This window comes from Ruegeria sp. HKCCA6707 (assembly GCF_013033515.1).
Taxonomy (GTDB): domain Bacteria; phylum Pseudomonadota; class Alphaproteobacteria; order Rhodobacterales; family Rhodobacteraceae; genus Ruegeria.
Genome location: NZ_WQEG01000015.1, coordinates 12,844 through 38,857 on the forward strand (window position 1 = coordinate 12,844; position 26,014 = coordinate 38,857).

At 57.6% G+C, this 26,014-nt stretch carries 36 protein-coding genes; all 36 read right to left on the reverse strand.

Annotated elements, in window-relative coordinates:
- Nucleotides 1-14: 14 nt before the first annotated feature.
- Nucleotides 15-806, reverse strand: a complete 792-nt coding sequence (locus GOW40_RS20765) for an amino acid ABC transporter ATP-binding protein (protein ID WP_305848767.1) — start codon at nucleotides 804-806, stop codon at nucleotides 15-17.
- Between the two features lie 12 nt (nucleotides 807-818).
- Nucleotides 819-2,117, reverse strand: a complete 1,299-nt coding sequence (locus tag GOW40_RS20770) for an amino acid ABC transporter permease (RefSeq protein ID WP_171133742.1) — start codon at nucleotides 2,115-2,117, stop codon at nucleotides 819-821.
- A gap of 3 nt (nucleotides 2,118-2,120) precedes the next feature.
- A complete protein-coding gene (locus tag GOW40_RS20775; RefSeq protein WP_171133743.1) occupies nucleotides 2,121-3,353 on the reverse strand; it encodes an amino acid ABC transporter permease in 1,233 nt (410 codons plus the stop codon).
- Between the two features lie 125 nt (nucleotides 3,354-3,478).
- Nucleotides 3,479-4,495, reverse strand: a complete 1,017-nt coding sequence (locus GOW40_RS20780; protein WP_171102895.1) for an amino acid ABC transporter substrate-binding protein — start codon at nucleotides 4,493-4,495, stop codon at nucleotides 3,479-3,481.
- A 205-nt stretch (nucleotides 4,496-4,700) separates the two neighbouring features.
- Entirely contained in the window at nucleotides 4,701-5,408 is a 708-nt protein-coding gene (locus GOW40_RS20785) for an ATP12 family chaperone protein (RefSeq protein ID WP_171133744.1), read from the reverse strand.
- A gap of 1 nt (nucleotide 5,409) precedes the next feature.
- Nucleotides 5,410-6,084, reverse strand: a complete 675-nt coding sequence (locus GOW40_RS20790) for an HAD-IA family hydrolase (RefSeq protein WP_171133745.1) — start codon at nucleotides 6,082-6,084, stop codon at nucleotides 5,410-5,412.
- Entirely contained in the window at nucleotides 6,081-7,124 is a 1,044-nt protein-coding gene (locus GOW40_RS20795; protein ID WP_171133746.1) for an RluA family pseudouridine synthase, read from the reverse strand. The genes GOW40_RS20790 and GOW40_RS20795 overlap by 4 nt, the downstream gene beginning before the upstream one ends.
- Before the next feature lie 127 nt (nucleotides 7,125-7,251).
- Nucleotides 7,252-8,562, reverse strand: coding sequence for a replication-associated recombination protein A (locus tag GOW40_RS20800; RefSeq protein WP_171133747.1), 1,311 nt, complete (start codon nucleotides 8,560-8,562; stop codon nucleotides 7,252-7,254).
- A 4-nt stretch (nucleotides 8,563-8,566) separates the two neighbouring features.
- Nucleotides 8,567-9,952 carry a trypsin-like peptidase domain-containing protein gene (locus tag GOW40_RS20805; RefSeq protein WP_171133748.1) on the reverse strand — a complete coding sequence of 462 codons (1,386 nt, stop codon included), beginning with the start codon at nucleotides 9,950-9,952 and terminating at the stop codon, nucleotides 8,567-8,569.
- A 170-nt stretch (nucleotides 9,953-10,122) separates the two neighbouring features.
- Nucleotides 10,123-10,545, reverse strand: coding sequence for a 50S ribosomal protein L17 (gene rplQ, locus GOW40_RS20810; RefSeq protein ID WP_170476977.1), 423 nt, complete (start codon nucleotides 10,543-10,545; stop codon nucleotides 10,123-10,125).
- 119 nt (nucleotides 10,546-10,664) lie between these two features.
- Nucleotides 10,665-11,681, reverse strand: a complete 1,017-nt coding sequence (locus GOW40_RS20815; RefSeq protein WP_171102885.1) for a DNA-directed RNA polymerase subunit alpha — start codon at nucleotides 11,679-11,681, stop codon at nucleotides 10,665-10,667.
- A gap of 115 nt (nucleotides 11,682-11,796) precedes the next feature.
- A complete protein-coding gene (rpsK, locus tag GOW40_RS20820; protein ID WP_008757289.1) occupies nucleotides 11,797-12,186 on the reverse strand; it encodes a 30S ribosomal protein S11 in 390 nt (129 codons plus the stop codon).
- A 15-nt stretch (nucleotides 12,187-12,201) separates the two neighbouring features.
- On the reverse strand, nucleotides 12,202-12,570 hold the full coding sequence (gene rpsM / locus GOW40_RS20825) for a 30S ribosomal protein S13 (protein ID WP_171102884.1): 369 nt from the start codon (nucleotides 12,568-12,570) through the stop codon (nucleotides 12,202-12,204).
- A gap of 210 nt (nucleotides 12,571-12,780) precedes the next feature.
- Nucleotides 12,781-13,428 (reverse strand): adenylate kinase, encoded by a 648-nt coding sequence (locus tag GOW40_RS20830; RefSeq protein WP_171102883.1) that lies wholly within the window; start codon nucleotides 13,426-13,428, stop codon nucleotides 12,781-12,783.
- Entirely contained in the window at nucleotides 13,425-14,789 is a 1,365-nt protein-coding gene (gene secY, locus GOW40_RS20835; RefSeq protein ID WP_171102882.1) for a preprotein translocase subunit SecY, read from the reverse strand. The genes GOW40_RS20830 and secY overlap by 4 nt, the downstream gene beginning before the upstream one ends.
- A gap of 109 nt (nucleotides 14,790-14,898) precedes the next feature.
- Nucleotides 14,899-15,372: a 50S ribosomal protein L15 gene (rplO, locus tag GOW40_RS20840; RefSeq protein WP_171133749.1), complete on the reverse strand. Its 474-nt coding sequence runs from the start codon at nucleotides 15,370-15,372 to the stop codon at nucleotides 14,899-14,901.
- 153 nt (nucleotides 15,373-15,525) lie between these two features.
- Complete coding sequence (locus GOW40_RS20845) at nucleotides 15,526-16,434, reverse strand: hypothetical protein (protein WP_254444535.1); 909 nt, start codon at nucleotides 16,432-16,434, stop codon at nucleotides 15,526-15,528.
- 101 nt (nucleotides 16,435-16,535) lie between these two features.
- Nucleotides 16,536-16,751, reverse strand: a complete 216-nt coding sequence (locus tag GOW40_RS20850; RefSeq protein ID WP_171102879.1) for a DUF1127 domain-containing protein — start codon at nucleotides 16,749-16,751, stop codon at nucleotides 16,536-16,538.
- A gap of 388 nt (nucleotides 16,752-17,139) precedes the next feature.
- Nucleotides 17,140-17,409 (reverse strand): HlyU family transcriptional regulator, encoded by a 270-nt coding sequence (locus GOW40_RS20860; protein WP_171102878.1) that lies wholly within the window; start codon nucleotides 17,407-17,409, stop codon nucleotides 17,140-17,142.
- A gap of 310 nt (nucleotides 17,410-17,719) precedes the next feature.
- A complete protein-coding gene (gene rpmD, locus GOW40_RS20865) occupies nucleotides 17,720-17,908 on the reverse strand; it encodes a 50S ribosomal protein L30 (protein WP_008757946.1) in 189 nt (62 codons plus the stop codon).
- 12 nt (nucleotides 17,909-17,920) lie between these two features.
- A complete protein-coding gene (gene rpsE, locus GOW40_RS20870) occupies nucleotides 17,921-18,490 on the reverse strand; it encodes a 30S ribosomal protein S5 (protein WP_171102877.1) in 570 nt (189 codons plus the stop codon).
- A gap of 174 nt (nucleotides 18,491-18,664) precedes the next feature.
- Complete coding sequence (rplR, locus tag GOW40_RS20875; RefSeq protein WP_171102875.1) at nucleotides 18,665-19,024, reverse strand: 50S ribosomal protein L18; 360 nt, start codon at nucleotides 19,022-19,024, stop codon at nucleotides 18,665-18,667.
- 11 nt (nucleotides 19,025-19,035) lie between these two features.
- Nucleotides 19,036-19,569 carry a 50S ribosomal protein L6 gene (gene rplF, locus GOW40_RS20880; RefSeq protein ID WP_170467582.1) on the reverse strand — a complete coding sequence of 178 codons (534 nt, stop codon included), beginning with the start codon at nucleotides 19,567-19,569 and terminating at the stop codon, nucleotides 19,036-19,038.
- Between the two features lie 11 nt (nucleotides 19,570-19,580).
- Nucleotides 19,581-19,973, reverse strand: coding sequence for a 30S ribosomal protein S8 (rpsH, locus tag GOW40_RS20885; protein WP_068340741.1), 393 nt, complete (start codon nucleotides 19,971-19,973; stop codon nucleotides 19,581-19,583).
- A gap of 13 nt (nucleotides 19,974-19,986) precedes the next feature.
- Nucleotides 19,987-20,292, reverse strand: coding sequence for a 30S ribosomal protein S14 (gene rpsN / locus GOW40_RS20890; RefSeq protein ID WP_010437098.1), 306 nt, complete (start codon nucleotides 20,290-20,292; stop codon nucleotides 19,987-19,989).
- 19 nt (nucleotides 20,293-20,311) lie between these two features.
- Nucleotides 20,312-20,872 carry a 50S ribosomal protein L5 gene (gene rplE, locus GOW40_RS20895; protein ID WP_171102872.1) on the reverse strand — a complete coding sequence of 187 codons (561 nt, stop codon included), beginning with the start codon at nucleotides 20,870-20,872 and terminating at the stop codon, nucleotides 20,312-20,314.
- Nucleotides 20,865-21,176 (reverse strand): 50S ribosomal protein L24, encoded by a 312-nt coding sequence (gene rplX, locus GOW40_RS20900; protein ID WP_170576057.1) that lies wholly within the window; start codon nucleotides 21,174-21,176, stop codon nucleotides 20,865-20,867. Before rplX ends, rplE begins: the two co-directional genes overlap by 8 nt.
- A 2-nt stretch (nucleotides 21,177-21,178) precedes the next feature.
- A complete protein-coding gene (gene rplN, locus GOW40_RS20905; RefSeq protein ID WP_039523372.1) occupies nucleotides 21,179-21,547 on the reverse strand; it encodes a 50S ribosomal protein L14 in 369 nt (122 codons plus the stop codon).
- Nucleotides 21,548-21,622: 75 nt separating this feature from the next.
- Nucleotides 21,623-21,853: a 30S ribosomal protein S17 gene (rpsQ, locus tag GOW40_RS20910; protein ID WP_068340771.1), complete on the reverse strand. Its 231-nt coding sequence runs from the start codon at nucleotides 21,851-21,853 to the stop codon at nucleotides 21,623-21,625.
- 4 nt (nucleotides 21,854-21,857) lie between these two features.
- The gene (gene rpmC, locus GOW40_RS20915) at nucleotides 21,858-22,064 is read right to left on the reverse strand and encodes a 50S ribosomal protein L29 (protein WP_010437082.1); all 207 of its coding nucleotides are present in this window, start codon (nucleotides 22,062-22,064) and stop codon (nucleotides 21,858-21,860) included.
- A gap of 429 nt (nucleotides 22,065-22,493) precedes the next feature.
- Nucleotides 22,494-23,114 (reverse strand): 2OG-Fe(II) oxygenase family protein, encoded by a 621-nt coding sequence (locus tag GOW40_RS20920; protein WP_171133750.1) that lies wholly within the window; start codon nucleotides 23,112-23,114, stop codon nucleotides 22,494-22,496.
- 236 nt (nucleotides 23,115-23,350) lie between these two features.
- Nucleotides 23,351-23,764, reverse strand: a complete 414-nt coding sequence (gene rplP, locus GOW40_RS20925) for a 50S ribosomal protein L16 (protein WP_171102868.1) — start codon at nucleotides 23,762-23,764, stop codon at nucleotides 23,351-23,353.
- 12 nt (nucleotides 23,765-23,776) lie between these two features.
- Nucleotides 23,777-24,487 (reverse strand): 30S ribosomal protein S3, encoded by a 711-nt coding sequence (rpsC, locus tag GOW40_RS20930; protein WP_008758042.1) that lies wholly within the window; start codon nucleotides 24,485-24,487, stop codon nucleotides 23,777-23,779.
- Nucleotides 24,487-24,867, reverse strand: coding sequence for a 50S ribosomal protein L22 (gene rplV, locus GOW40_RS20935; protein ID WP_171102866.1), 381 nt, complete (start codon nucleotides 24,865-24,867; stop codon nucleotides 24,487-24,489). The genes rpsC and rplV overlap by 1 nt, the downstream gene beginning before the upstream one ends.
- A 3-nt stretch (nucleotides 24,868-24,870) precedes the next feature.
- On the reverse strand, nucleotides 24,871-25,149 hold the full coding sequence (rpsS, locus tag GOW40_RS20940; RefSeq protein WP_005980699.1) for a 30S ribosomal protein S19: 279 nt from the start codon (nucleotides 25,147-25,149) through the stop codon (nucleotides 24,871-24,873).
- Between the two features lie 3 nt (nucleotides 25,150-25,152).
- Entirely contained in the window at nucleotides 25,153-25,995 is an 843-nt protein-coding gene (gene rplB, locus GOW40_RS20945; protein WP_171133751.1) for a 50S ribosomal protein L2, read from the reverse strand.
- Nucleotides 25,996-26,014 lie beyond the last annotated feature (19 nt).

A 26,014-nucleotide genomic window follows, 5' to 3' on the forward strand; every position in this document is an offset into this window, starting at 1 on the left:
GAGATCGTCCTGTATCAGTGGCCCAGGATCTGGCTGAGGAACAGCTTGGTGCGTTCGCTCTGTGGATTGTTGAAGAACTCTTCAGGTTCGTTCTGTTCCACGATCTGACCGGCATCCATAAAGATCACGCGGTTGGCAACCTGGCGCGCAAAGCCCATCTCGTGGGTAACACACAGCATGGTCATGCCTTCCTCGGCCAGTTCGATCATGGTGTCGAGCACCTCTTTGATCATCTCGGGGTCAAGCGCCGAGGTCGGTTCATCGAACAACATGATCCGCGGCATCATGCAAAGCGAGCGGGCAATCGCCACACGCTGTTGCTGACCACCCGAAAGCTGGCCGGGATACTTCAACGCCTGATCCGGGATTTTCACCTTTTCCAGGAAATGCATCGCGCGCTCTTCGGCCTCTTTCTTAGGCGTCTTGCGCACCCAGATCGGAGCCAGCGTGCAGTTTTCCAGAATGGTCAGGTGCGGGAACAGGTTGAAGTGCTGGAACACCATGCCAACTTCCGACCGTATCTTGTCGATGTTTTTCAGGTCATTCGACAGCTCGGTTCCGTCCACCACGATGGTGCCCTGCTGGTGCTCTTCCAGCGCGTTCAGGCAACGGATCAGGGTCGATTTACCCGACCCCGACGGCCCGGCAATCACGATCCGCTCGCCACGATTGACGGTCAGGTTGATGTCACGCAGCACGTGGAACGATCCGTACCACTTGTTCATGCCGTTGATTTCGATGGCGACCTCGTCGCTCACCTGCATCTTGGAGCGGTCGATTTCGCGTTCTATTGCAAGTTCAGACATGTGTTGAACTCCTTAACGATGATCGGTGGCAAGGCGACGCTCGAGCCACTGTGAATATTGAGAGATGCCGTAGCAGACGACGAAGAACAGAAGCGCGGCGAAGCCAAAAAGCTCCCAATAGATGCCCTGCCACTCGGTTGACGCCAGGATGGGTCCACGGATCATGCCCACCAGATCAAACATCGAAATGACCGAAACCAGTGTGGTATCCTTGAACAGGCCAACGGCCACGTTCACGATACCCGGGATTGAGATCTTCAACGCTTGCGGCAGGATGATCAGACGCATTGCCTGCGGGTAATCAAGCCCAAGACTGTCTGCGGCCTCATACTGACCCCGCGGAAGCGCAGCCAGACCGCCTCGGATCACCTCAGCGATATAGGCGGCCGAGAACATGGTGATCATGATCACAACGCGCAGGAACAGGTCGACCGTGCTGTCGGGCGGGAAGAAGTAGGACAGCATCACCGAAGCCACGAACAACAGCGTGATCAAAGGCACGCCCCGGATGAATTCGATGAAGATCACACAGACCCACTTGATCAACGGCATGTCGGACTGACGGCCCAACGCCAGGGCGATGCCCAGCGGAACCGACAACGAAACACAGGTGACACCCAGCATCATGTTCAACATGAAGCCACCCAGATCACGGCTGGGCACCGGGGAAAGCACGGCGTTCTCGGACGCGCCTTCGGGGATCAATGCCCCACCAAGGTTCCAGACGACCAAGGCCGCGATGATGGCGCCAAAGAACCCCGCTGCAAAGCTGTTCTTGCCCAGCTTCTGAAAGACAAAACCAGCAGCGACGCAGCCGATCAGCGCGACCAGCGGAACAAGAATTGTCCCACCCCAGATCAGCCAGAAGGCCACAAAGGGATACAGCGCTGTGATGATCAGCAGTTTCCGTGGCAGGTCGAAGAACAGTACCGGTGCAATGGCAACCAGCATCAGCACAAAGGCCAAGTTTGGGCGCCAATAGGCGTCAGTTGGATATTTGAAGCCATAGATCAGCTGCGGCCAACGCTCGGTCAGAACCGCAAAACAGGCCCCTGTCTTGCCCGCTAGAATTTCGCGGCATTCCGCCAACGAGTTGGCATTCCAGACCCCATTCAGAATCCACGGCAATGTGTTCTTCAGAACAAGGTAGATCAGGATCAGCGAGATCACCGTCAGGATCGTGTTGCCCACGCCCGAGAACAAGTTCTCGCGCATCCACTTGACCACACCGACCTCATTTGCCGGGGGCGGTGACGGAGGGATAGTGCCTTCGGCCACAAAGGCGATCGGATTTGTTGTTTGATCGGCCATGGCTCAGCGCTCCTTCAACTTGACGGATGCGTTGTAGATATTCATCACCATCGAGATCAGCAGCGAGGCTGTCAGATAGAACAGCATCAGCAGCAGAACACATTCGATCGCACGACCGGTTTGGTTCAGCGTAATACCACCCAATGTCGCGGTGATGTCGGCATAGCCCACCGCAATCGCCAGCGACGAGTTCTTGGTGATGTTAAGATATTGCGAGATCAGCGGCGGGATGATGACCCTTAGCGCTTGCGGCAGGATTACAAGGTTCATGATCCGACCCTGACGCAGGCCCAACGCGGCCGCAGCCTCGGTCTGACCTTTCGAGATCGCCTGGATACCAGCTCGCACGTTTTCCGCAATGAACGCGCCTGTATAGATCGACAAAGCGAACCAAAGCGCGATCAGGGGTGCACCGATTTGAAGACCACCACGCAGATTGAAGCGGTTGGCCAGTGGATCAGGCAGGTCCCATGACAGTCCTAACAAGAATAGAACAACGATTAGCGGTACGAGCCAAATCGCAGCGTTCAACAGCAGCGTATTGGGTCTGATCCCCGTTTTCTCTTGCTTTAATTGGGCGTTTTTATTCACAACCCGCGTCGAGAAATAGGACGCGACCAAGACGGCAATCACAAGCAACCAGTTCGCAATGCCGCCAAATCCACCGGTAAAGTAAGGAAACGGTACGTATATTCCTCGGTTGGTAAAGGCAAACAGTCCGAGTGTCATTCCACGCTCGGCATCCTCACCCAAATAGGCCCTTGGTGCAGGCATCGAAGCGGTAATGATAAAGAAGATGATGAGGATCCAGATCAGGACGGGAATGTTCCGAAAGATCTCAACATAAAACGCCATCAGTTTTGAGATGAGCCAGTTGTTGGACAAGCGCAGAACACCAGCGATCACCCCAAACAAGGTTGCCGTGATACAGGCCAGAAAGGCCACCAACAACGTGTTCAGAATGCCGACAACAGCCGCGCGCCCGTGCGAAGCTTGGCTGTCATATTCAATCAGGCGCTGGTTGATGTCGTAACCAGACGGGTCGCCAAGAAATGAATAGGAAATGTTCAGGCCAGCGGCCCGGAGGTTCTGGATCAGGTTGTTGCCAAGATACCAGATGCTCAGCGCGATAACGATCGCCGCAATCACCTGAAATGTCAGAGAGCGATAGCGGGTGTCGTTTATGAGCATAGACAACCGAAAGTCAGCTTTCGGTGGGTCAGTCATAGTTGACATGATTTGGAGTCCCCGTGCTTATCGGGTGCGTTTCAACCGGCGAGGTTTTCCTCGCTCTCGAGCGACCCGTAGCATTTGTTATGAAAGAGGGCGCAGGTTACCCTGCGCCCTCTCCTGTCGAAATTTTAGCGGAACGGCGGCGAGTAGAGCAGACCACCTTCGGTCCACTGGGCGTTCAGCCCGCGTGCCAGACCGATCGGAGTTTCTTCACCGATGTTCTTGGCGAACACTTCGCCATAGTTACCGTCCACTTTGATCGCGCGGGCGGCCCAGTCAGCGTCCAGACCCAGCATCTCGCCCAGAGTACCTTCGGTACCCAGCAGGCGGTTGACTTCCGGGTTGTCCGTACCAGCGGCCATCTCGTCGATATTAGCCGAGGTGACACCCAGCTCTTCCGCCGAGATCAGCGCGTTCAGAGTCCAGCGGACAACATCGCCCCACTCGTGATCGCCGTGGCGGACCAGCGGGCCCAGCGGCTCTTTCGAGATGATTTCGGGCAGCAGAACGTGATCACCAGGGTTCTCGAACGAGGCGCGAGTCGCGGCCAGGCCCGAAGCGTCAGTGGTGTATACGTCACAAGCGCCAGCCAGGTACTGCTGCTGTGCTTCTGCGTTGGTTTCGATCGGAACCGGCTCGTAGCTGATGTTGTTGGCACGGAAGAAATCGGCCAGGTTCAGCTCGGTGGTGGTACCGGTTTGGATACAAACGGTTGCGCCGTCCAGTTCCTTGGCCGAGCTTACGCCCAGCTCTTTGGGAACCATAAAGCCCTGGCCGTCGTAGTAGTTCACGCCAACGAATTCGAACTTGAGGTCTACGTCGCGGCTGAATGTCCATGTGGTGTTACGCGCCAGCATGTCGATCTCGCCCGAGGCCAGTGCGGTAAAGCGAGTTTTACCGGTGGTCGGAACAAATTCAACTGCACTTGCGTCACCCAAAACGGCTGCTGCAACCGCGCGGCACAGCGATACGTCAAAGCCCTGCCATTCGCCATTCGCGTCGGGCGAAGCAAAGCCGACCAGACCAGTGGTCACACCGCAGTTCAGCTTGCCGCGTGCTTTGACGTCGTCAACAGTTCCCGCCGCAGCTGCACCAGCAGCCAGACCGGCAATTGTCGCCGCGCCCAAGATTACGGATTTTTTCATTTTTACCTCTTCCTGATTTGCCATCCCCTGCAGGGACGTTTCTGTCCGGCACTCCCCTGCCGGAAAGGTTACCCAACGGGTGTCTCCCCTTAAGTGGCCTGAGTTTGGGCGCATTCATCAACAAACGTCAAGTGCCGGAACAGTGAAATCGATGGATCAAAGCCCAACCGGGCGACTCTGGCAGTGAAAAATTAAGCGCAAAGGATCAGTTCGATAGATCAAAGAAGTGTTTTGCATGCAGAAACGCTACGCGCTTCACTTCGGCCGCTGCCGCAGCCTCTTCATCATGACCCCATTGCTCGATCTGCCACAATTCGTCCAGACGCGAGATTTCCCAGATTGCATCGGGATTTCGCCAGTTCATCGCAGTGGCGAACCCCAAAACCAAAGAGCCAGACAGGCTGACCAGATCATGAAACGCGGCCAGCTGGAACGCGTCAAACGCATGTACACGTTGGGTTAACCGGGCAACAGCCTCGGATGGTTGAGGTTGGTGCAAAACACCGTCAACCGGTGAAAGCCGCGCATCCAGAGCCTCGGCTGCCCAATCCAGCGCGGGGTCCCATTTTGAGGCCTGGCGGTGGCGCAGCTCTTGCGGATGCGTCGCACGATAGCAAAGCAGATCCGAATCGCCATAGCCCGCCAACATGTCTGCGACTTCCGCATGTTGATGAGTCACCTTGTCGATGGCTGCGTTGGCGGATCGCGTGACAGGCATGGTGACCGGATCAATCTCTTTCTCCTGCGCATCCCATTCCAGTGCAACCGCTTTGGCCATGGCTTGGGTCGGCAGGATCAAACCCGCTTTGGCAGGCGTCTTGACCCGCCGCCCATCCAGCTCAACAGTGAAACCACCTTCGGCCTCGACCACGGCGCTTTGCTTCCAAAAGCGTTTTGGTTTCCAGTCGCTCATCTTACTTGTCCCAAAGCTGTGCCAACGCAGGGCTAAGCTGCGCAAAGTCGTCTATTACCGCTGTGGCCGAGTTCAGAGCGGACACGTCGTGATACCCCCAACTGACACCGATAGAAGCAATCCCAGCCGCTGCCGCCATATCCATATCAAAGCGCGTGTCCCCGATCATAACGGCATTTCGTTCCGCGACACCGGTTTCTGAAAGGGCGGTTTGGATCATGGACGGGTGCGGCTTGGAAGGGTGGTGATCCGCCACCTGCCAGGTGATGAAAAACCGCTCCAACCCGTGCGCTTCGACGAGCGCGTCCAACCCACGTTGCGATTTCCCGGTCGCGACACCCAACAATGTCTCGGGCTGTGCGTGCAACTCTTCCAGAACGTCGCGCGCTCCGGGATAAAGCGGTGAGCTTGCCGCCCCCTGCGCCAAGCGTTGAGCGTGGTACGCTTGCTTGTATTCTTCAACCAACCGAACCTGCGCAGCCTCTGATTGCTGCGGCGCCAAGTTCTGCATCGCTTGTGGCAGAGACAAGCCAACGATGGACAAGATCGCATCACGCGATGGCGCATCAAGCGACAAAGCCGAGAAACTGGCCGTCATGGCCGAAACGATACTGCCCTGGCTATCGACCAGAGTGCCGTCCACATCGAATAGAACCAAACGCAAAGGGTTGCTCATTGCAGCGACTCAAAGGGATCATCTGCGGCCAGATCTTCGGTCCAGCCCAAAGTGTCCCAGCTGTCTTTCATATGCGGCGGCAGGCTGGCCGTGATCGTCACGGCTTTGCGGGTCACCGGATGTTCGAAAGACAGGCGACGCGCGTGCAGATGCAGCTTTTTGCTGATGATTCCGCCCAGTTGCGCACCCCAGCCATCCCCCAGGTTTTCCTGACCTGACCCACCATATTTCCCATCGCCGATAATCGGATGCCCAATTGCGGCCATATGGGCCCGCAACTGGTGGGTACGGCCCGTGATGGGCTCCATCGCGACCCAGGCGGCACGGCCAGCGACACGGTAGAGCGTGGCGTAAAGCGTATGCGCCCGCTTGGCACCTTGGGTCTGATCGACATCGTTCAGATGCACGGCGATCATCTTTTCGCCTTCGCCGTGCGCACCATGGCCTGAGGCCTTGACCAGACCGGTCTTGATCTCACCCAGATAGGGGGTCGGCACGCCGGCAACCAACGCCCAATAAATCTTGCGCGTGTTGCGGTGACGGAAAGCCGCCGTCAGACCTTTGGCCGCATCCCGCGTGCGCGCCATCAGCAAGACGCCCGATGTGTCTTTGTCCAGCCGATGAACAAGGCGCGGGTTTTCGTCATAGCCAAAACGCAATGCCTCGGACAAGCTATCCACATGACGGGTCTGACCGCTGCCGCCTTGCACCGGCAACCCATGCGGTTTGTTCAAGGCCAGAACGTGGTCATCGCGATAGATTACGCAGGATTGGATCATCTTGGCATCCGCATCCGATATCTGACGCCGCACCTCGGCCGGTTTGTGATCCGCGTCGGGCAAGGGCGGCACCCGCACCGCCTGCCCCACCTCAAGCCGGGTCGAGGCCTTGACCCGCCCGCCATCGACGCGCAGCTCGCCTTTACGGCACATCTTTTCGATACGGCCCTGGCTCACATGCGGAAACAGACGCCGCAGCCACCGATCCAGCCGCTGGTCGCCGTCGCCCTCTGCCACGGTGATGATCTGTACGCCGCTCATGTCGATTTCCTCTGACCCGCGCAGTCGATCCGCACGCGGTTCAAGCCTTTAGCTGCCTTTGAAAACATCCGCGTCTGTCGCGCGCGGGACCGGAAGAGTCAAGGCAGTACGCATCCGGGCCGCCAACTCACCCATTGCGTTGAGTTCTGAGCTTGGAAAAATAGTCCAAACGCTTCTTCAACTCACGCTCGAACCCGCGCTCAACCGGTTGGTAAAGGCTGGGCCGCTCCATGTCTTCGGGGAAGTAGTTCTGCCCGGAAAACCCGTCTTCGGCATCATGGTCATAGGCATAGCCCGCCCCATATCCGTGATCTTTCATCAAAGATGTCGGTGCATTCAGGATATGTTTCGGCGGCGGCGCGCTGCCCGATTGCTTGGCCAAACGCATCGCCGCCTTATAGCCCACATAGGCCCCGTTAGATTTCGGCGCCAAAGCCAGATAGACAACCGCCTGCGCCAGTGCCAGCTCGCCTTCGGGGCTGCCCAGTCGCTCATAGGTCTCCCACGCGTGCAGGCAGAGCGATTGGGCTTGCGGATCGGCCAGCCCGATATCCTCGACGGCCATGCGCGTGATCCGCCGCGCCAGGTATCGCGGGTCTTCGCCACCTGTCAGCATCCGCGCAAACCAATAAAGCGCCGCGTCCGGGTCTGATCCCCGTACCGATTTATGCAAGGCCGAGATCAGATTGTAATGCTCATCGCCTGACTTGTCGTATTTCGCCGCGCGCCGCATCAGTCGCGTGGCCAGCGCATCAGCGTCCAATGGTCCCTCAACCGTCCAGGCCGAGACCTGTTCGATCAGGTTCAAAAGCGCACGACCATCTCCGTCAGCCATCTCTTGCAATGCTTCGCGTGCGGGGCCGGTCAGCGGCAGTTCGCGCGACAGTTCTGTTTCGGCGCGCTGGGTCAGGCGTTCCAGATCCGCAAGGCTGAGCCGTTCCAGAACCAGCACCTGCGCCCGGCTCAGAACCGCGGCGTTCAATTCGAACGACGGGTTCTCGGTCGTGGCGCCCACCAGAAGGATCGTGCCGTCCTCCATATGTGGCAGAAACCCGTCCTGCTGCGCCTTGTTGAACCGGTGGATCTCATCGACGAACAGCAAAGTGCCCTGCCCGTTCTGACGCCGGATCTTGGCCGCCTCAAAGACCTTTTTCAGATCCGGCACCCCGGTAAAGATTGCGCTGATCTGCACGAAATGCAGATCGGTTTCGCGAGCCAGCAAGCGCGCGATAGTCGTCTTGCCCACCCCGGGCGGGCCCCAGAAGATCAAGCTGGAGAGGCTGCCCGAAGCCAGCATCACCCCCAAAGGCGCGTCCGGTCCCAAGACCTGTTCCTGCCCGATCACCTCAGCCAGTGTCTGCGGGCGCAACCTGTCGGCCAGTGGGCGATGCGGGTCTGCCGCCGGGGGCGTTTCGCCAGTGTCGAACAGATCGCTCATCGCTCTACAACCGGAACCTCAGGGAAACCGCCCGATTGCCGCGCTGGATGTCCATCTGAACGCGCCGTCCGGGATTGGTAAGCGCATCGACCACATCCACCGGGCGCACAACAATCGTTCCGTTAATCGCGCTCAATACATCACCGGGACGCAAACCTGCCCGCGCCCCGAATGAGCCAGGATCAATGACGGCCACGCCCTCTTGCGACAGCGAAAGGCCCAAACGCGTGATCAGCGCCGGATTGACCCGTGCCACAACCAAGCCCGGCAGAACGGTGCCACCGTCTAATGTCGTCTCCTCCGACGCGGGTGTTTCAGGGGCGGGGATCAGGGCCACTTCGATCTCTTGTCGGTCTGCGCCTTTCAGCCGGGTCAGAACCGAAGTTCCGCCAACACCCGCGATGGACATGCGAAACTTCATCTCGGCGGGAGAATTGACCTCTTTGCCGTCCACATGGGTGATCACATCCCCAACGGACAAACCCGCCTCGGCCAGCGGGCTAAGCGCATGCAGATCCGAGATGACAACACCTTCGGGCACAGCCAGACCAAGCGACTCCGCGATATCCGCACTCATGTGCTGGCCTGCCATCCCTGCCCAAGGGCTGATGAACCGCTCGTTCCCGGCGCGGGCCTGATCCAGATACTCGGCCACCAGATTGGCCGGGATAGCAAAACCGATCCCGTTCGAGCCGCCCGAGCGGGTCAGGATTGATGTATTGATCCCGATCAGATCTCCGTTCACATCGATCAACGCCCCACCCGAATTGCCCGGGTTGATCGGCGCGTCGGTCTGGATGAAATAACCACGCGCATTGCCCGTCGCCGTCCCGGTACGTGCCAGACCCGAGATGATCCCCGACGAAACCGTCTGCCCAACGCCAAATGGGTTACCGATTGCAAGCGCAAGCTCGCCTACCGCAACCTGATCGGAATCGCGCAAGGTCAGAAACGGCAGGTCTTCAGCCTCGGCTAGTCGCAGAATTGCGATATCGCTTTCCCGGTCCCCCAAGACAACCTCGGCCGAATATTCTCGGCGATCTGTGGTCACAACCCGTATCTCGGTCGCCGCGCCGACCACGTGATAGTTCGAAACCACATAGCCATCTTCAGACAGGATCACCCCGGACCCCAGTGAGTTCTGCACACGCGGCTGCGGCGCGCCAAAGCCATCGCCGAAAAAGTCGCGAAAGAACGGATCCGCAAACAGCGGATTGGCCCGCCCCTGCCGGACGATCTTGGCATAGATATTTACCACGGCCGGAGCAGCCTGTTTCACCACGGGGGCAAAGCCCATCGAAATCTCGGCCTGTGACTGAGGCACGCGTGTTTCTGCATGGGCGACAGACGCACAGGCAAACAGAGCGGCAATAAATGTCTGGCGGAGCATTGGGACCTCGACCGCATTGAATTCAACCCGATATGCGGTGGCCAGCGCAGTAATGCAAGCGGCTGTGCCAGTAGGCCAGTGCCAGGTACCGCAACGGTCGGATGCTCTGTGACACTAAAAAACCCCCACGCCCGGGGCGCAGGGGTCGTTTTCGGAAAGCCTAGGCTTTCTTATTCTTCGTCAGCAGCCTCTTCGGCAGCAACGCGGGCCTTGTCGGCGGCGCCTTTGGCATCCAGGTCACGGTCCACGAATTCGATGATCGCCATCGGAGCCATATCGCCATAACGGAAGCCAGCTTTCAGGATACGGACATAACCGCCCTGACGCTCGGCATAGCGGGGGCCCAGAACCTCGAACAGCTTCGCGACGTCCTTGTCTTCTTTCAGCTGCGATGCGGCCTGACGACGGGCGTGCAGGTCGCCGCGTTTGCCCAGGGTGATCAGCTTTTCAACGATCGGGCGCAGTTCTTTGGCCTTGGGCAGAGTTGTTTTGATCTGCTCATGTTCAATGAGCGAGCCAGCCATGTTTGCAAACAGAGCTTTGCGGTGCTCGTGCGTGCGGTTCAGGCGGCGGTAACCACGTGCGTGACGCATTTTCTAATTCCTTCTTTCGCGTTTTGCTTTGTCTGGCCGGCGATGCGTGTCACCGGCTCTCCTTGGGGCGGAACTGCCCATATGATCCCCGGCAAGCCCGGGCATTTGGGAAGACGCGTCTAGAACGCGTCTTCGAATTTCTTGGCCAGATCTTCGATGTTGTCAGGCGGCCAATCCTCGACATCCATGCCGAGGTGCAGACCCATTCCGGACAGCACTTCCTTGATCTCGTTCAGCGACTTGCGGCCAAAGTTCGGGGTGCGCAGCATCTCGGCTTCGGTCTTCTGGATCAGATCGCCAATGTATACGATGTTGTCGTTCTTCAGGCAGTTCGCAGAACGGACCGACAGTTCCAACTCGTCCACTTTCTTCAGCAACAGCGGGTTGAACTCCAGACCATCATCTTCGTCCTGGCGGCCAGCCGCTTCGGGCTCGTCGAAGTTGACGAAGATCGACAGTTGATCCTGCAGGATACGAGCGGCAAAGGCCAGCGCATCTTCGGGCGTGATCGAACCATCGGTTTCGATCTTCAGGGTCAGCTTGTCATAGTCCAGAACCTGACCTTCACGGGTCGGTTGAACGTCATAAGCAACCTTTTTGACCGGTGAATAGATCGCGTCGATCGGGATCAGGCCGATGGGCGCGTCTTCGGGCTTGTTCTTCTCGGCCGAGACATAACCCTTGCCGGTGTTGACGGTCAGTTCCATGAACAGGTCAGCACCATCATCCAAGTGGCAGATGACGTGATCGCGGTTCAGAACCTCGATGCCTGCGCTTTCGCTGATGTCACCGGCGGTGACAATCGCCGGACCCTTGGCATTGATTGACAGGCGCTTGGGGCCTTCGACTTCCATGCGCAGGGCAACCTGCTTGAGGTTCAGGATGATGTCGGTGACGTCTTCACGCACACCGGCAACGCTTGAAAACTCGTGCAGCACGTTGTCGATCTGAACGCTGGTGATGGCCGCACCTTGCAGCGAGCTCATCAGAACGCGGCGCAGCGCGTTGCCCAAAGTCAGACCAAAGCCACGTTCCAGCGGTTCAGCGACCAAGGTCGCCTGACGCGCAGGGTCGTTGCCCGGCTTGCCTTCCAACTGGGTCGGCTTGATCAATTCTGCCCAATTCTTGTGGATCATGTAATCCCTCCATTCCTGTCCGCGCCCCATGACCAACAAGGTGCAGACGCCCGAGGTTTAAAATGACGTGCTGGGGCCGTGCGAAAACGCGGGCCCCAGCTCAATTCAAAATCGCTTAGACGCGGCGGCGCTTCGGCGGGCGGCAGCCATTGTGGGCAATCGGCGTCACGTCGCGGATCGACGTGATGTTGAAGCCAACAGCAGCCAGCGCACGCAGGGCCGATTCACGACCCGAACCGGGGCCCTGAACTTCGACTTCCAGCGTCTTGACGCCATGTTCCTGCGCCTTCTTGCCTGCGTCTTCTGCAGCCATCTGAGCGGCGTAGGGTGTCGATTTCCGCGACCCTTTGAAGCCCATGGTACCAGCAGACGACCACGAGATCGCGTTGCCCTGTACGTCCGAGATCAGGATCTTGGTGTTGTTGAAGGTCGAGTTCACATGGGCCACGCCCGATGCGATGTTCTTGCGCTCTTTGCGCTTAACGCGAGTCTTGTCACGTGCCATCGGTCAGACCCTCCCTTATTTCTTCTTACCAGCAATGGCCTTTGCGGGGCCTTTGCGGGTACGAGCATTGGTGTGGGTGCGCTGACCGCGAACCGGCAGGTTACGGCGGTGACGCAGACCGCGATAGCAGCCCAGATCCATCAGGCGCTTAACGTTCATCTGAACTTCACGACGCAGATCACCTTCAACGGTGAAGTTTTCGTCGATGTATTCGCGGATTTTCAGTACTTCGGCGTCCGACAGCTCGTTGACGCGACGATGCGCTTCAATGCCCACGGCTTCGCAGATCGCTTTCGCCGAGGTGTTGCCGATACCGGTGATATATGTGAGGGCGATAGGTACCCGCTTTGCAGTCGGGATGTTTACGCCGGCAATACGTGCCACGTGTCACTTTCCTTTTCGTTGCGGTTCCGTAACTCCAGAACCTTTTTTCACAACGCTTTACCGTGGCAGTGTCGCCAGAGGGTTCAGCATTATTCGAGGTGGTCGGGGCAAACGGGGCGAATCCCGCCTACGGTCTTGATTCCCATTGGGGATGGGGGTCGATATGGGCTTTTGAACGTGTCGTCAAGCCCATATTCAGAACAAGCTGGGTTAGGCGTCCAACACGCCTGCGATCGCGCCCTGAACCTCTTCGATCTCGCCCAAGCCATCAACCCAAGACAGATTGCCCTTGGCGTGGTAGTAGCCGATCAACATCGAGGTCTTTTTATAGTATTCCATCAGACGGGTCTTGAGGCTTTCCTCATTGTCGTCTGCGCGGCGTTTGAAGTCATTCTCTTTGCCGCAATTGGTGCATTTGCCATCCGCCGGGATCGGTTTGGTGATGTCATTATAGACCTCACCACAACCACCACAGGTCGACCGCGCCGTGATCCGTGCGACCAGCGCGTCGTCATTGACCTCCATCGCGATCACGGCATCCAGTTTTTCACCGGTGCTGTCCAGCAGATCACCCAAAGCGTCCGCCTGCGCCAATGTGCGCGGGAAGCCGTCAAAGATGAACCCGCCCTTTGCGCCCTGCTCCAGCTTTTCGCGGATCAGGCCGATGACGATTTCGTCGGTGACCAACTCGCCCTTGGCCATCACTTCGGCCACGCGGTTGCCCATTTCAGTGCCGCTGTCCTTGGCCTCGCGCAACATATCGCCAGTGCTCAGTTGCACCATTCCGCGGGTTTCAACCAGATGACGCGCTTGCGTCCCTTTACCTGCCCCCGGGGGGCCGAGAAGAATGATGTTCATCGACGCGCCGGAGCCTTCTTACCGCGTTTTTTACCCTTGCCGCGCAGTTGGGACTTTTCGATCAGCCCCTCGTATTGGTGCGCCAGCAGGTGGCTTTGGACCTGTTGGATCGTGTCCATGGTGACCGAGACGATAATCAGAACCGAAGTACCACCGAAATAGAACGGAATGGCAAACTGGCCCCGCAGGATCTCGGGCAACAGACAGACAGCCGCCAGATAAGCCGAGCCCAAAACCAGCACCCGGTTGACCACGTATTCCAGATACTCCGAGGTTTTCTTACCGGGGCGAATACCGGGGACAAAACCGTTTTGCTTTTTCAGGTTGTCCGCCACGTCATCCGGCTTGAAGGCCACGTTGAACGTATAGAAATACGCAAAGAACACGATCATTGAGGCAAAGAACAGCAGGTAAAGCGGCTGTCCGGGGCCGAAATTGGCCAGCAACCAGGACATCACAGGCCCATTGGTGGCCCCTGATGAAAAGGTCGAGATCGTCACAGGCAGCAACAGGAGCGAGCTTGCAAAGATAGCCGGGATCACGCCAGCAGGGTTCACTTTGACCGGCAGATGGCTTGATCCGCCCTCATAGACCTTCATACCGGCCTGACGGCGCGGATACTGAATATGGATCTTGCGCAAGGCGCGCTCCATGAACACCACAAAGGTAATGACGGCGATGACCATGATGATCACACCCACGATCACGGCGGGGCTGATCGCACCGCTGCGACCGCTTGCAAAGAACTGTGCCAACGCAGCCGGAACCTCGGCGATGATGCCAACAAAGATGATCAGCGAGATGCCGTTGCCGATACCGCGCGCGGTGATCTGCTCACCAAGCCACATCAGGAACATGGTCCCGCCGACCAGCGTGATCATGGTCGACATACGGAAATACAGGCCCGGATCGGTGGCCAGATCACCCGATTCCAGCGATACCGCAAGCCCATAGGCCTGCACGGTGGCCAATGCCACGGTGCCGAAACGGGTGTATTGGTTGATCTTCTTACGGCCCTGTTCGCCCTCTTTCTTGAGCTGTTCAAGCGCCGGAACCATCGATGTCAGCAGCTGCACGATGATCGAGGCCGAGATATAGGGCATGATCCCAAGGGCAAAGATACCCATCCGCCCCAGCGCCCCACCGGTGAACATCGAAACCATGCCGCCGATGCCTTGCCCCGCTTGTTCCATGAACTCGCGCAGCGCTTGCCCGTCAATCCCTGGCACCGGAATAAAAGTGCCCAGGCGATAGACGATCAGCAAACCCAGCGTGAACAGGATGCGGTTGCGCAGATCGGTGGCTTTGCCCAAAGCAGCCCAGCTTGTGTTGGCTGCCATTTGTTCTGCTGCTGATACCATAAATCGGTCTCTCTTATGAAAACACCGCCCGGAACCGTTTTCCGGCTCGGGCGGCGTCTGGGAAAACTTAGTGCTCTATGTAAGCAGGACTCGGCCCGCTCACAAGCGCTTACTCTGCCGCAGCAGCTTTTGTGACCGTCAGTGATCCGCCCGCTTTTTCGACTGCCTCGACGGCAGATTTCGAAGCACCGGTCACTTCCAGGTTCACTTTGGCGCTGATTTCGCCTTTGGCCAGAACGCGGACACCGTCCAGTTTGCGGCGCACCAGGCCCGAAGCAACCAGAGCGTCTTCTGTGATCGCTGCTTTAGCGTCGAGCTTGCCGGCATCGATGAATTTCTGGATCAGGCCCAGGTTGATAACGGCAAATTCCTTGCGGTTCGGCTTGTTGAAGCCACGCTTAGGCAGGCGCTGGTACAGCGGCATCTGGCCGCCTTCATAGCCATTAATGGCCACACCCGAACGGGATTTTTGGCCCTTGATACCACGACCACCCATCTTACCCTTGCCGGAACCGGGGCCACGACCGACGCGAGTGCGTTTGGGGGCGGCGCCAGGATTGTCGCGCAATTCGTTCAGTTTCATTTCGCTTCTCCTAAGCCGGATGTGACCCCCGAAGCGTGATGGGTCAAACACGGCATTTCTTGATTTTGATTCTCGTGGAGCAAAATCCACCGGAGCGCTCTACAGCGTTGCGACTTTCGATGCAAGTTCCGATCTTAGGCTACAGGCAATCGGTCAAGACCCATGCGCAAAAATCGGCGCTTCTCTGGGATCGATCCCATGCTTTGCAACCAACTGTCCGACAAGGCTGTTCGGGTCAGGTATGCCGCCGTACTTGTTGGATAAAATCGACCGCATCCGTCTGCCATAAAAGTGAATGGACACGGTGTCCTCTTTCATAAACGCCGACAGGTCGGCACCTGGACGCGCCAATGCCCTGCGCCGCGAGAAATTCACAGGATAAAACACGTGTTCGGGCAAAGCGTGTTCGATTTCTTTCGTCTTCGTAAGCGCCCATGTGATCGCCTTGGGACCCCAGGCACCCCAATAGACCTCGGGCACGTTGATGGGTTCGCCTTTTTCCTGCGCCTCTTGCAGCGGTATCCGGATACGTTTCGGGGTCCAGGGCGGTATAAGATAGGGATCTTGGGTGTAGGTATTAAGCAGCCCCAAGGCTTCGCTATCGGGCGGCATCGCAAGTACCCCAATCGCAACCTCGCCTTCGAGGTAACCATAATAATGACCGTTAGGCGTTGAAAATGGCTTTACGCAATAGGCATCAGTATCCGCCCAGATCAGATCGGGTTCCTGCACCAACATACGATATCGAAACTTGTCAGAATGCGGTGCCGGGCTTCCGGTTCGGCCATGCGTTATTAACTCGCTGTCGGGAAGAATGGTTCTGGCGTCGCGACGCTCAACCCCGTCGGGGATGTGCGTCACATCTCCGTAGGTATAGAGGCATACATGCTGTCCGGCATCCAAGAACGATTTGATGCAAAGCTGCTCAAGAAAGCTAAGGGGGCCATCGACCCATAACATTCCAATCTGGTATTCCCGCACGCTGCCGACTTTCTGCACTTGATCCGCAAAGGAGTTTCGCGGCCTGAACCAGCAGTAAGCAATTTTGCCGTCGCTGCGCAACGATCAGATTGTGAAGCAGGAGACAGGCCGTGCTTTTGATGCTGCAAAACAAAAGAGGCGCCGGGGTTCCGACGCCTCTTGGTGAGTGAGTGGTTTGGGTTTTACGCGCAATAGGCGTGATCGCGCGCGATATCCGCGATGTCGCAGCGGCGCACGCCGATATCGTTGAGCTCACGATCGCTCAGGCTCTGCAGTTCGTGGAAGGTGCGGTTGTATTCCGCCGACCGTGCGCGGGCTTCTTTGACGCGCTCGACAAGTGCTGCAAACCGGGCGCTCAGGCCAAATCCGTTATGTGTCAGTGTAGCTGTATGTGCCATATTTCTATTCCTTTCTGTACCGAGGCGTATTCCCCGGGCGTTTCCATTTGTTCCTTTTGGGACAAGGCTCAGATAGGAGTGCTTGGCAGCGCTAACAACACAGGTTTCGGTCTAGCCGTTATGCGTTTTGGGTATGGCGCGAGGTCAGTATTGATCAGTCTTCGTTGCTACTTTTGGCAACGGCACGGCCGCCTGGATTATTATGCGAACTCGACTTTACGTGCGTCACTGCAACAGTGAAAAGCAGTTTTTCTATGGGGTTTTCATGAACCAAATGTTCAGAAAAAAGAACTGAATGCGTGTGTCCAGACCACTGCTTAGATCGCTCGTCGGCGATGGCGGTTAATTCCATCTATGGGTGCGGTCCGGGAAGCAAACGAACTGTTCACTAGTCGAACATGCGCTCGCCCTGTTCGTCAATCACCTGTTTCGCCTTGGCGATGCTGACGCTTTCGGCCTGATCCCGACTTTCAAAGACATCTGCCCGGATCATTGTATGGGTCTTGCGGTCTCCGTCGATGCTCTTTTCAATGCGCGCCATCAGGCGGAACTTGTTGCCCTCGGCCATCAAGTCGGGGAAAATCTCGAACTCTTTGTAAAAAACCGGCTCGGGCTTGGACTTTTCTGCGCCACCGAAGAGTTTAGACAATAGAGACATCGGGCCGCTCCTTTTAGCGTTGCGTAGGTCAGAGACTAGCGCCGATCGTTGGGTTGGTGAAGCGTGTTGTACACTCTTGTTGAAGGGATCCTGGACCCAAAAGCGCTTTCCTTGATTGGTCAAAACCTTGGTATTGGCAGCGACGATCCAAACCCTTGAAAAAACTATGGTGAACACGGGCCCTTCACTGAACTCGACCTGACGCCAACACAGGTTCTGCCTCAATCCACCTGAGCTCTATGCAAACAGATAAACAAAAAACGCCCCCGACGTCGTCGAGAGCGTTTCAAGTTCTACAAAGAATTCGCGTTTAGCCGCGTTCTTCGATGATCTCGACCAGATGCGGGATCTTGTTGACCATACCGCGGACCGAAGGGGTGTCTTCCAGTTCGCGGGTTTTGTGCATCTTGTTCAGGCCCAGACCGATCAGGGTTGCGCGCTGTTCGGCGGGGCGGCGGATCGGGGAACCGATCTGCTTGACGACGATGGTTTTAGCCATGGTTCGCTCTCCTTACGCTTCAGCTTCGGCGGCAGCCGGTGCTTCGTCCCGCTTGGGCAGGATGTCAGCAACTTTCTTGCCACGACGCGCGGCGACTGAACGGGGGCTCTGCTCTTTTTGCAGGCCGTTCATGGTGGCGCGGATCATGTTATAGGGGTTCTGTGAGCCCAGCGACTTGGACACAACGTCCTTGACGCCCAGCATTTCGAACACAGCACGCATCGGACCACCGGCGATGATACCAGTACCTTCAGGTGCGGTGCGCATGACCACTTTACCGGCGCCGTGACGGCCCTCGATGTCGTGGTGCAGGGTACGACCTTCGCGCAGCTGCACGCGGATCATCTGACGCTTGGCCTGTTCAGTGGCCTTGCGGATCGCCTCGGGTACTTCTTTCGCTTTACCCTTGCCAAAGCCCACACGGCCTTTCTGATCGCCGACAACCACCAGAGCGGCGAAGCCAAAGCGCTTACCACCTTTTACGGTTTTCGACACACGGTTGATGGCGACCAGACGGTCGGCAAATTCCGGTGCTTCCTCACGGTCGCGGCCACGGCCCCGACGGTTTTCACGTTCTGCCATTTGGCATCCCTTTTCTCATGTGGCGCTCTCGGCGCCGTTTGCTTCAATCCAAGTGAGCCCCGACTGTCGCCGAGGCCCCCGGATCATCGGGGCGGATCGAAACCCGCCCGCAATCTTTGATATCGCGCATCTTGATCCGAAAACCGTTACCCAGTTTTCGGGATGCGCTTGGTCTTAGATCTTAAGACCACCTTCACGCGCGGCGTCGGCGACTGCCTTCACCTTGCCGTGGAACAGGAAGCCCCCACGATCGAAATAGGCCTCTTCGACGCCAGCCTTCTTGGCACGCTCGGCGATGGCCGCGCCCACTTTGGTGGCCGCTTCGATGTTGTTCTTGCCGACAACGCCCAGATCCTTTTCCAGGGTCGAGGCCGAGGCCAGAGTCACACCGCGCACATCGTCGATCAGCTGAACAGAGATGTTCTTGTTCGAGCGGTGGATCGACAGGCGCACTCGGCCTGCATTGACCTTGCGAAGTTTGTTCCGAACGCGCAGGCGGCGCTTCAGAAACAGGGTTCTTTTGCTGTTTGCCATTTTCTGCGTCCTTACTTCTTCTTGCCTTCCTTGCGGAAGATGAACTCGCCCTTATAGCGGATGCCCTTGCCTTTATACGGCTCGGGACGGCGCCACTCGCGGATTTTGGCCGCGGTTTCGCCCACCAGCTGCTGGTCGATGCCTTCCACAACGATTTCGGTCTGCTTCGGCGCGGTGATGGTGACACCTTCCGGGGCAGTGAAATCAACATCGTGGCTGTAGCCCAGGTTCAGCTTCAGGGTATTGCCCTGCATCTGAGCCCGGTAACCAACACCCTGGATCTCCAGCTCTTTTTTGAAGCCAGTCGTCACACCGGTCACCAGATTGGCAACCATAGTGCGGCTCATGCCCCATTGCTGGCGGGCACGCTTTGACATGCCACGGGGGTCGATCTTGACCACGTTGTCTTCAACCGACAGCGTCACGTCGTCGGTGGCGGTAAAGCTGCGGGTGCCTTTCGGACCCTTCACTTCGATGGTCTGACCCGACACAGAGGCGGTAACGCCGCTGGGCAGCTCGACCGGTTTTTTACCAATACGAGACATTGCAGACCTCCTTAGAAGACGGTGCAGAGCACTTCGCCGCCAACATTGTTGGAGCGCGCGTTTGCGTCCGACATCACACCTTTCGGAGTGCTGACAATCGACACGCCCAGACCCTGACGGACCTGCGGGATGTCATTGACGCCCATGTAGACGCGACGACCGGGCTTGGAAACCCGCTTCAGCTCGCGAATAACAGGGGTGCCTTCGTAGTATTTCAGGCTGATTTCAATGGCCGGATGACCGTTTTCACCGGTCGTCTTTTCATAGCCACGGATGTAGCCTTCGTCCGCCAGCACGTCCAGAACCCAACCGCGCAGCTTGGATGCCGGGGTGGATACGGTGGACTTGCCGCGCATTTGCGCGTTGCGGATACGGGTGAGCATATCGCCGATAGGATCATTCATATCTATGTCTCCCTTACCAGCTCGATTTCACCATGCCGGGGATCTGACCAGCAGAACCCAGCTCGCGCAGCGCGATACGGCTGACCTTGAGCTTACGATAGTAAGCGTGGGGACGACCGGTCAGCTGACAACGGTTGTGCAGACGGGTAGCCGAGCTGTTGCGCGGCAGTTTCGCCAGTTTCAGACGCGCTTTGAAACGCTCTTCCATCGGCTTGCTCTCGTCATTCGCGATTTCTTTCAGCTCGGCACGCTTTGCGGCATATTTGGCCACCAGGCGTTCGCGCTTCTTCTCGCGTTCGATCATTGCTTTTTTAGCCATGTCTTAATCCTCCGGGCGCTTACGCGTTGAACGGCATGTTGAACGCTTTCAACAGGCTTTTCGCTTCAGCGTCGGTTTTCGCTGTGGTGGCAATTACGATATCCAGGCCCCAGACCTCATCGACCTTGTCGAAGTCGATCTCGGGGAACACGATGTGCTCTTTCATGCCCATGGCAAAGTTGCCACGACCATCGAACGAGGGTTTCACACCGCGGAAGTCGCGCACGCGCGGCAGCGCGATGGTGATCAGACGATCCAGGAATTCATACATCCGGTCACCGCGCAGGGTCACTTTGGCACCCAGCGGCATGTCTTCACGGACGCGGAAACCCGCAATCGATTTCTTCGCCTTGGTTGCAACCGCCTGCTGACCTGCAATCGCGGTCAGATCTTCGACAGCAGCTTTTGCTTTCTTCGAGTCCTTAACGGCCTCGGCACCACAACCGATGTTCAGAACGATTTTCTCCAGCTTGGGCAGCTGCATGTCGTTCTTATAGCCGAACTCTTCTTTCAGAGCGGCGCGGATGGTTTCAGCGTACTGAGCTTTCAGACGCGGGGTATAGTTTGCGGTATCAAGCATCGATCACGTCCCCCGTGGTCTTGGCAAAACGTACCTTCTTGTCACCTTCCATACGGAAGCCAACGCGGGTTGCTTTGCCGTTTGCGTCCAGCAGAGCCAGGTTCGAAAGGTCAATCGGGTTTGCCTGAGGCAGACGACCACCTTGCGAATTCTGGGTCTGGCGGGTGTGGCGGATGGCGATGTTGATGCCATCGACAACAGCTTTACCGGCTTTTGGGTCAACCGAGGAAATGGTTCCCTCTTTGCCCTTGTCCTTGCCAGCCAGTACGACGACCTTGTCGCCTTTGCGGAGTTTAGCAGCCATGATTACAGCACCTCCGGAGCCAGCGAGATGATTTTCATGAAGTTCTTGCCGCGCAGTTCACGCACAACGGGGCCAAAGATACGGGTACCGATCGGCTCGTTGTTGTTGTTCAGGATGACGGCGGCGTTACGATCGAAACGGATCGCGGTGCCGTCTTCGCGACGGACTTCCTTGGCGGTGCGCACGACGACGGCCTTGCGGACGTCCCCTTTTTTCACGCGGCCGCGCGGGATGGCTTCCTTCACCGAGACGACAATGATGTCGCCAACGGAGGCGTATTTACGCTTGGAACCACCCAGGACCTTGATGCACTGAACTCGGCGAGCGCCAGAGTTGTCAGCAACATCCAGATTGGTCTGCATCTGGATCATGTGGTTTCTCCCGACCTGTGGGGGCTGTTCTGTTTAGGTCCCCCAGGGTTTCGACAAATGAAAAGTCCCGGTGGCTTACGCCTCCAGAACTTCCCAACGTTTCGTCTTCGATTTCGGCGCGCATTCGATGATGCGAACGGTGTCACCGACCTTGAAGGCGTTCTTTTCATCGTGAGCCCGGTATTTCTTGGACTTACGAATGGTTTTCTTCAGAACCGGATGCGTAAAGCGGCGCTCGACGGATACGGTTACAGTCTGTTCGTTGGCGTCGCTGGTCACGGTGCCTTGCAGGATACGCTTGGGCATCTGATTACTCCTCGGATGCCGCAGCAGCGGCCTTTTCGTTCAGAATGGTTTTGACGCGGGCAGCGTTGCGGCGGGCCGCTTTGATACCAGCAGTGTTTTCCAGCTGACCGGTGGCCTGTTGAAAGCGCAGGTTAAAGCTTTCTTTCTTCAGGTTGGCCAGTTCCTCGCGGAGCTGGTCCGGGGTCTTGTCACGCAGTTCTTGGGCGTTCATCGCCTTTTTCCTTTGCTCAAAACACCAGAAGGCCCCCTTACAGGGTCACCTTGGACCTGGTGGATGAATGATAGACATACGAATCGCCCGACATAGCCGGGAGATCGCAGGATGCCGCCGTATAAGGGTTAAGGGGGTGGGTGGCAAGAGGAAGTTTGGGGAAACCGAATGTCCTGAAACCCATCTCCGGTTCAAGAAGGCTTACAAGCGTCCAACACCTGCAAGAACACAAAAAATGTGCCGCCGATTGTCCCTGCCCCAACTAACAACTCAAGCGTAGTTACGTTGCCAGAGCCCCGCAGTCCGATAAGTACCATTATGCTCTCACGAAAGTTCCAGCCTGTTCGATGTGAAATCAATACAAACAGCACCAATACCCCAACCCAGAACACCGGTGTCGCAGCTTCCATTGATTGCCTGATACAAGGATTAATCCCACTTGTAGTTAAAGCTGACACTGATCCGCTCGTCCTCGGCCATGTTCATCGGCACCTCATGCCGCAGCCAGCTTTCCCACAGCAAGACGTCGCCGACCTGCGGCTTCATATAGATGAACGACTGCAAATCCCGCCGCCCGCCTTTGATCCGCGTCGGCGCGGCCATCATGCGGCCTGAACGCGGGTCTTCCAGTTTCAACGCGCTGGCCCCTTCGGGCATCGCCACATAGGTCGTGCCCGAGATCACGCTGTGCGGGTGGATATGGCTGGAATGCATCCCGCCTTCAGGCAGTATATTGATCCACAGGTCCTCCAGCTTCAGCGCGCCCTCGCCCAGATCGAATTCCAGATCTTTCGCAAAGGCTGCGACATGTTGATCCAGAACTGAAACCAGATCCGCAAAGATCGGAAACCGCCAGGGCAGATCGGTCAACGAGGCATAGCTGGTATAGCCGGGATAGCCGTTTTCCTCGCACCACTCCTGCCCTGCCTCATCGTCCTCGGCGATGACGAGGCACGAATTTTCCAACTCCTCGGCGTCGATCTTCGGATCGAACTCGGACAGGGCTGCACGGTAAAGACGGGTAACGAAGAGCGATTCAATCTGGGCCATGGGCCCGCTTTATATCAGCCGCGCGCCCTTGGCGATGGGTGTTTTGCGAGGCTCTGCCTCGCGCTCCGGGATTTTTTTAGCCAGATGAAGAACGGATCCTGTCTTCTTCTGTTCAAAAATACCTCAGGGGAGGCGCGGCTTGCCGCGGCGGGGGCAGCGCCCCCCCCAAAAAGTAGACCCCCGCCGGTTTCCCGACGGGGGTCAATCTTGTCACGAACGGGGGTACCCCAGATCGCTTACCAGTCTTCGCGGACCACAACGCGGGTCTTGACCGGCAGTTTCATCGCAGCCAGGCGCAGGGCCTCGCGGGCGATGTCGTCATTGACGCCGTCGATCTCGAACATCACTCGACCGGGCTTGACCTTGCAAACCCAGCGGTCAACCGAACCTTTACCTTTACCCATCCGCACTTCGATCGGCTTGGCCGTGACCGGAGTGTCAGGGAAAATGCGGATCCAGACGCGGCCCTGACGCTTCATGTGACGCGTCATGGCACGACGTGCAGCTTCGATCTGACGCGCGGTGACGCGCTCGGGCTGCAGAGCTTTCAGACCGTAAGTGCCAAAGTTCAGATCAGAGCCGCCCTTGGCTTCGCCCTTGATCCGGCCTTTGTGCATCTTGCGGAATTTAGTACGCTTTGGTTGAAGCATATCTTTCCCTCCTTAGCGACGACCGCCACCAGCACCACGAGGTGCAGGGCCGTCCTGGAGTTCCTGTGCTTTACGGTCACGTGCCTGCGGATCGTGCTCCATGATCTCACCTTTGAAGATCCAGACCTTGATCCCGATGATCCCGTAGGGAGTCATCGCTTCGGCATGTGCGTAATCGATGTCGGCACGCAGAGTGTGCAGAGGCACGCGGCCTTCGCGATACCACTCGGTCCGTGCGATTTCGGCGCCGCCCAGACGACCAGCGACGTTCACCCGGATCCCCAGGGCGCCCATGCGCATGGCATTCTGAACCGATCGCTTCATTGCGCGACGGAACGAAACACGACGCTCCAGCTGCTGAGCGATGGACTCGGCAACCAGCTGCGCGTCAAGCTCGGGCTTGCGCACTTCGACGATGTTCAGGTGCAACTCGCTGTCGGTCATGCGAGCAAGTTTCTTGCGCAGCACTTCGATGTCTGCACCTTTCTTGCCGATGATGACACCGGGGCGTGCTGTGTGGATCGTCACGCGGCACTTCTTGTGCGGACGTTCGATGATCACACGGGCAACACCGGCCTGCTTGCACTCTTTGTTGATGAACTCACGGATCTTGAGGTCTTCCAGCAGAAGATCACCGTAGTCCTTGGTGTCGGCGTACCAGCGGCTATCCCAGGTGCGGTTGACCTGCAGGCGCATGCCGATCGGATTGACTTTATGACCCATTAGGCTTGCTCCTCAACTTGACGCACCTTGATGGTGATCTCCGAGAACGGCTTTTTCAGCGCACCAAAACGGCCGCGAGCCCGCGGACGACCGCGTTTCATGACCAGGTTCTTGCCAACCCAGGCTTCGGCGACGATCAGTTCGTCGACGTCCAGGTTGTGGTTGTTCTCGGCGTTGGCGATTGCGGATTGCAGGCACTTTTTAACGTCCTGCGCGATACGCTTGTTGCTGAAAGTCAGGTCGGTCAGGGCCTTCTCGACTTTCTTGCCGCGGATCATCTGCGCTACCAGGTTCAGTTTCTGCGGGCTGGTGCGAAGCATGCGGGTTTTCGCCATTGCTTCGTTTTCAGCCACGCGGCGGGGGTTCTTTTCCTTGCCCATGACTTACTTCCGCTTCGCTTTTTTGTCTGCGGCGTGGCCATAATAGGTGCGGGTCGGCGAGTATTCACCGAACTTCTGACCGATCATGTCTTCCGAGACGTTGACGGGAATGTGCTTCTGGCCGTTGTACACACCAAAAGTCAGACCCACGAACTGGGGCAGAATGGTGGAACGACGCGACCAGATTTTGATGACTTCGTTACGGCCCGACTCGCGCGCTGCTTCGGCTTTTTTCAGCACGTAAGCATCGACGAAAGGACCCTTCCAAACAGAGCGAGACATAGATTAACGTCCCTTCTTCTTGGCGTGCCGCGAGCGGATGATCAGCTTCTGGGACGCTTTGTTCTTGTTGCGGGTACGCTTACCCTTGGTGTCCTTACCCCACGGAGTAACCGGCGTACGGCCACCCGAGGTCCGACCTTCACCACCTCCGTGCGGGTGATCGATCGGGTTCATTGCAACACCACGAACCGACGGACGAACGCCCTTGTGGCGCATACGACCGGCTTTACCGAGGTTCTGGTTGCTGTTGTCGGGGTTGGACACGGCACCAACGGTGGCCATGCATTCCTGACGGACCATGCGCAGCTCGCCCGAGCTCAGACGGATCTGAGCGTAGCCGCCATCGCGACCAACGAACTGAGCGTAAGTACCGGCCGCACGCGCGATCTGACCGCCTTTGCCAGGCTTCATCTCGATGTTGTGGACGATGGTACCGATGGGCATGCCCGAGAACGGCATTGCGTTGCCCGGCTTGATATCGGCCTTTGCCGACGCGATGACCTTGTCACCAACAGCCAGACGCTGAGGCGCCAGGATATAGGCCTGCTCGCCGTCTTCGTATTTTACCAGTGCGATGAATGCGGTCCGGTTCGGGTCATATTCGATCCGCTCGACGGTTGCCGCGACATCCATCTTGTTCCGTTTGAAGTCAACGATCCGGTAGAGACGCTTTGCGCCACCGCCGCGGCGGCGTGAAGTGATCCGTCCGGTGTTGTTCCGGCCGCCCGATTTGGTCAAACCCTCTGTAAGAGATTTGACCGGACGTCCTTTCCAAAGCTCCGAACGGTCGATCAGCACCAGCCCGCGCTGGCCCGGCGTCGTCGGCTTGTACGACTTGAGTGCCATGCTTTCTGTCTTCCGTTTA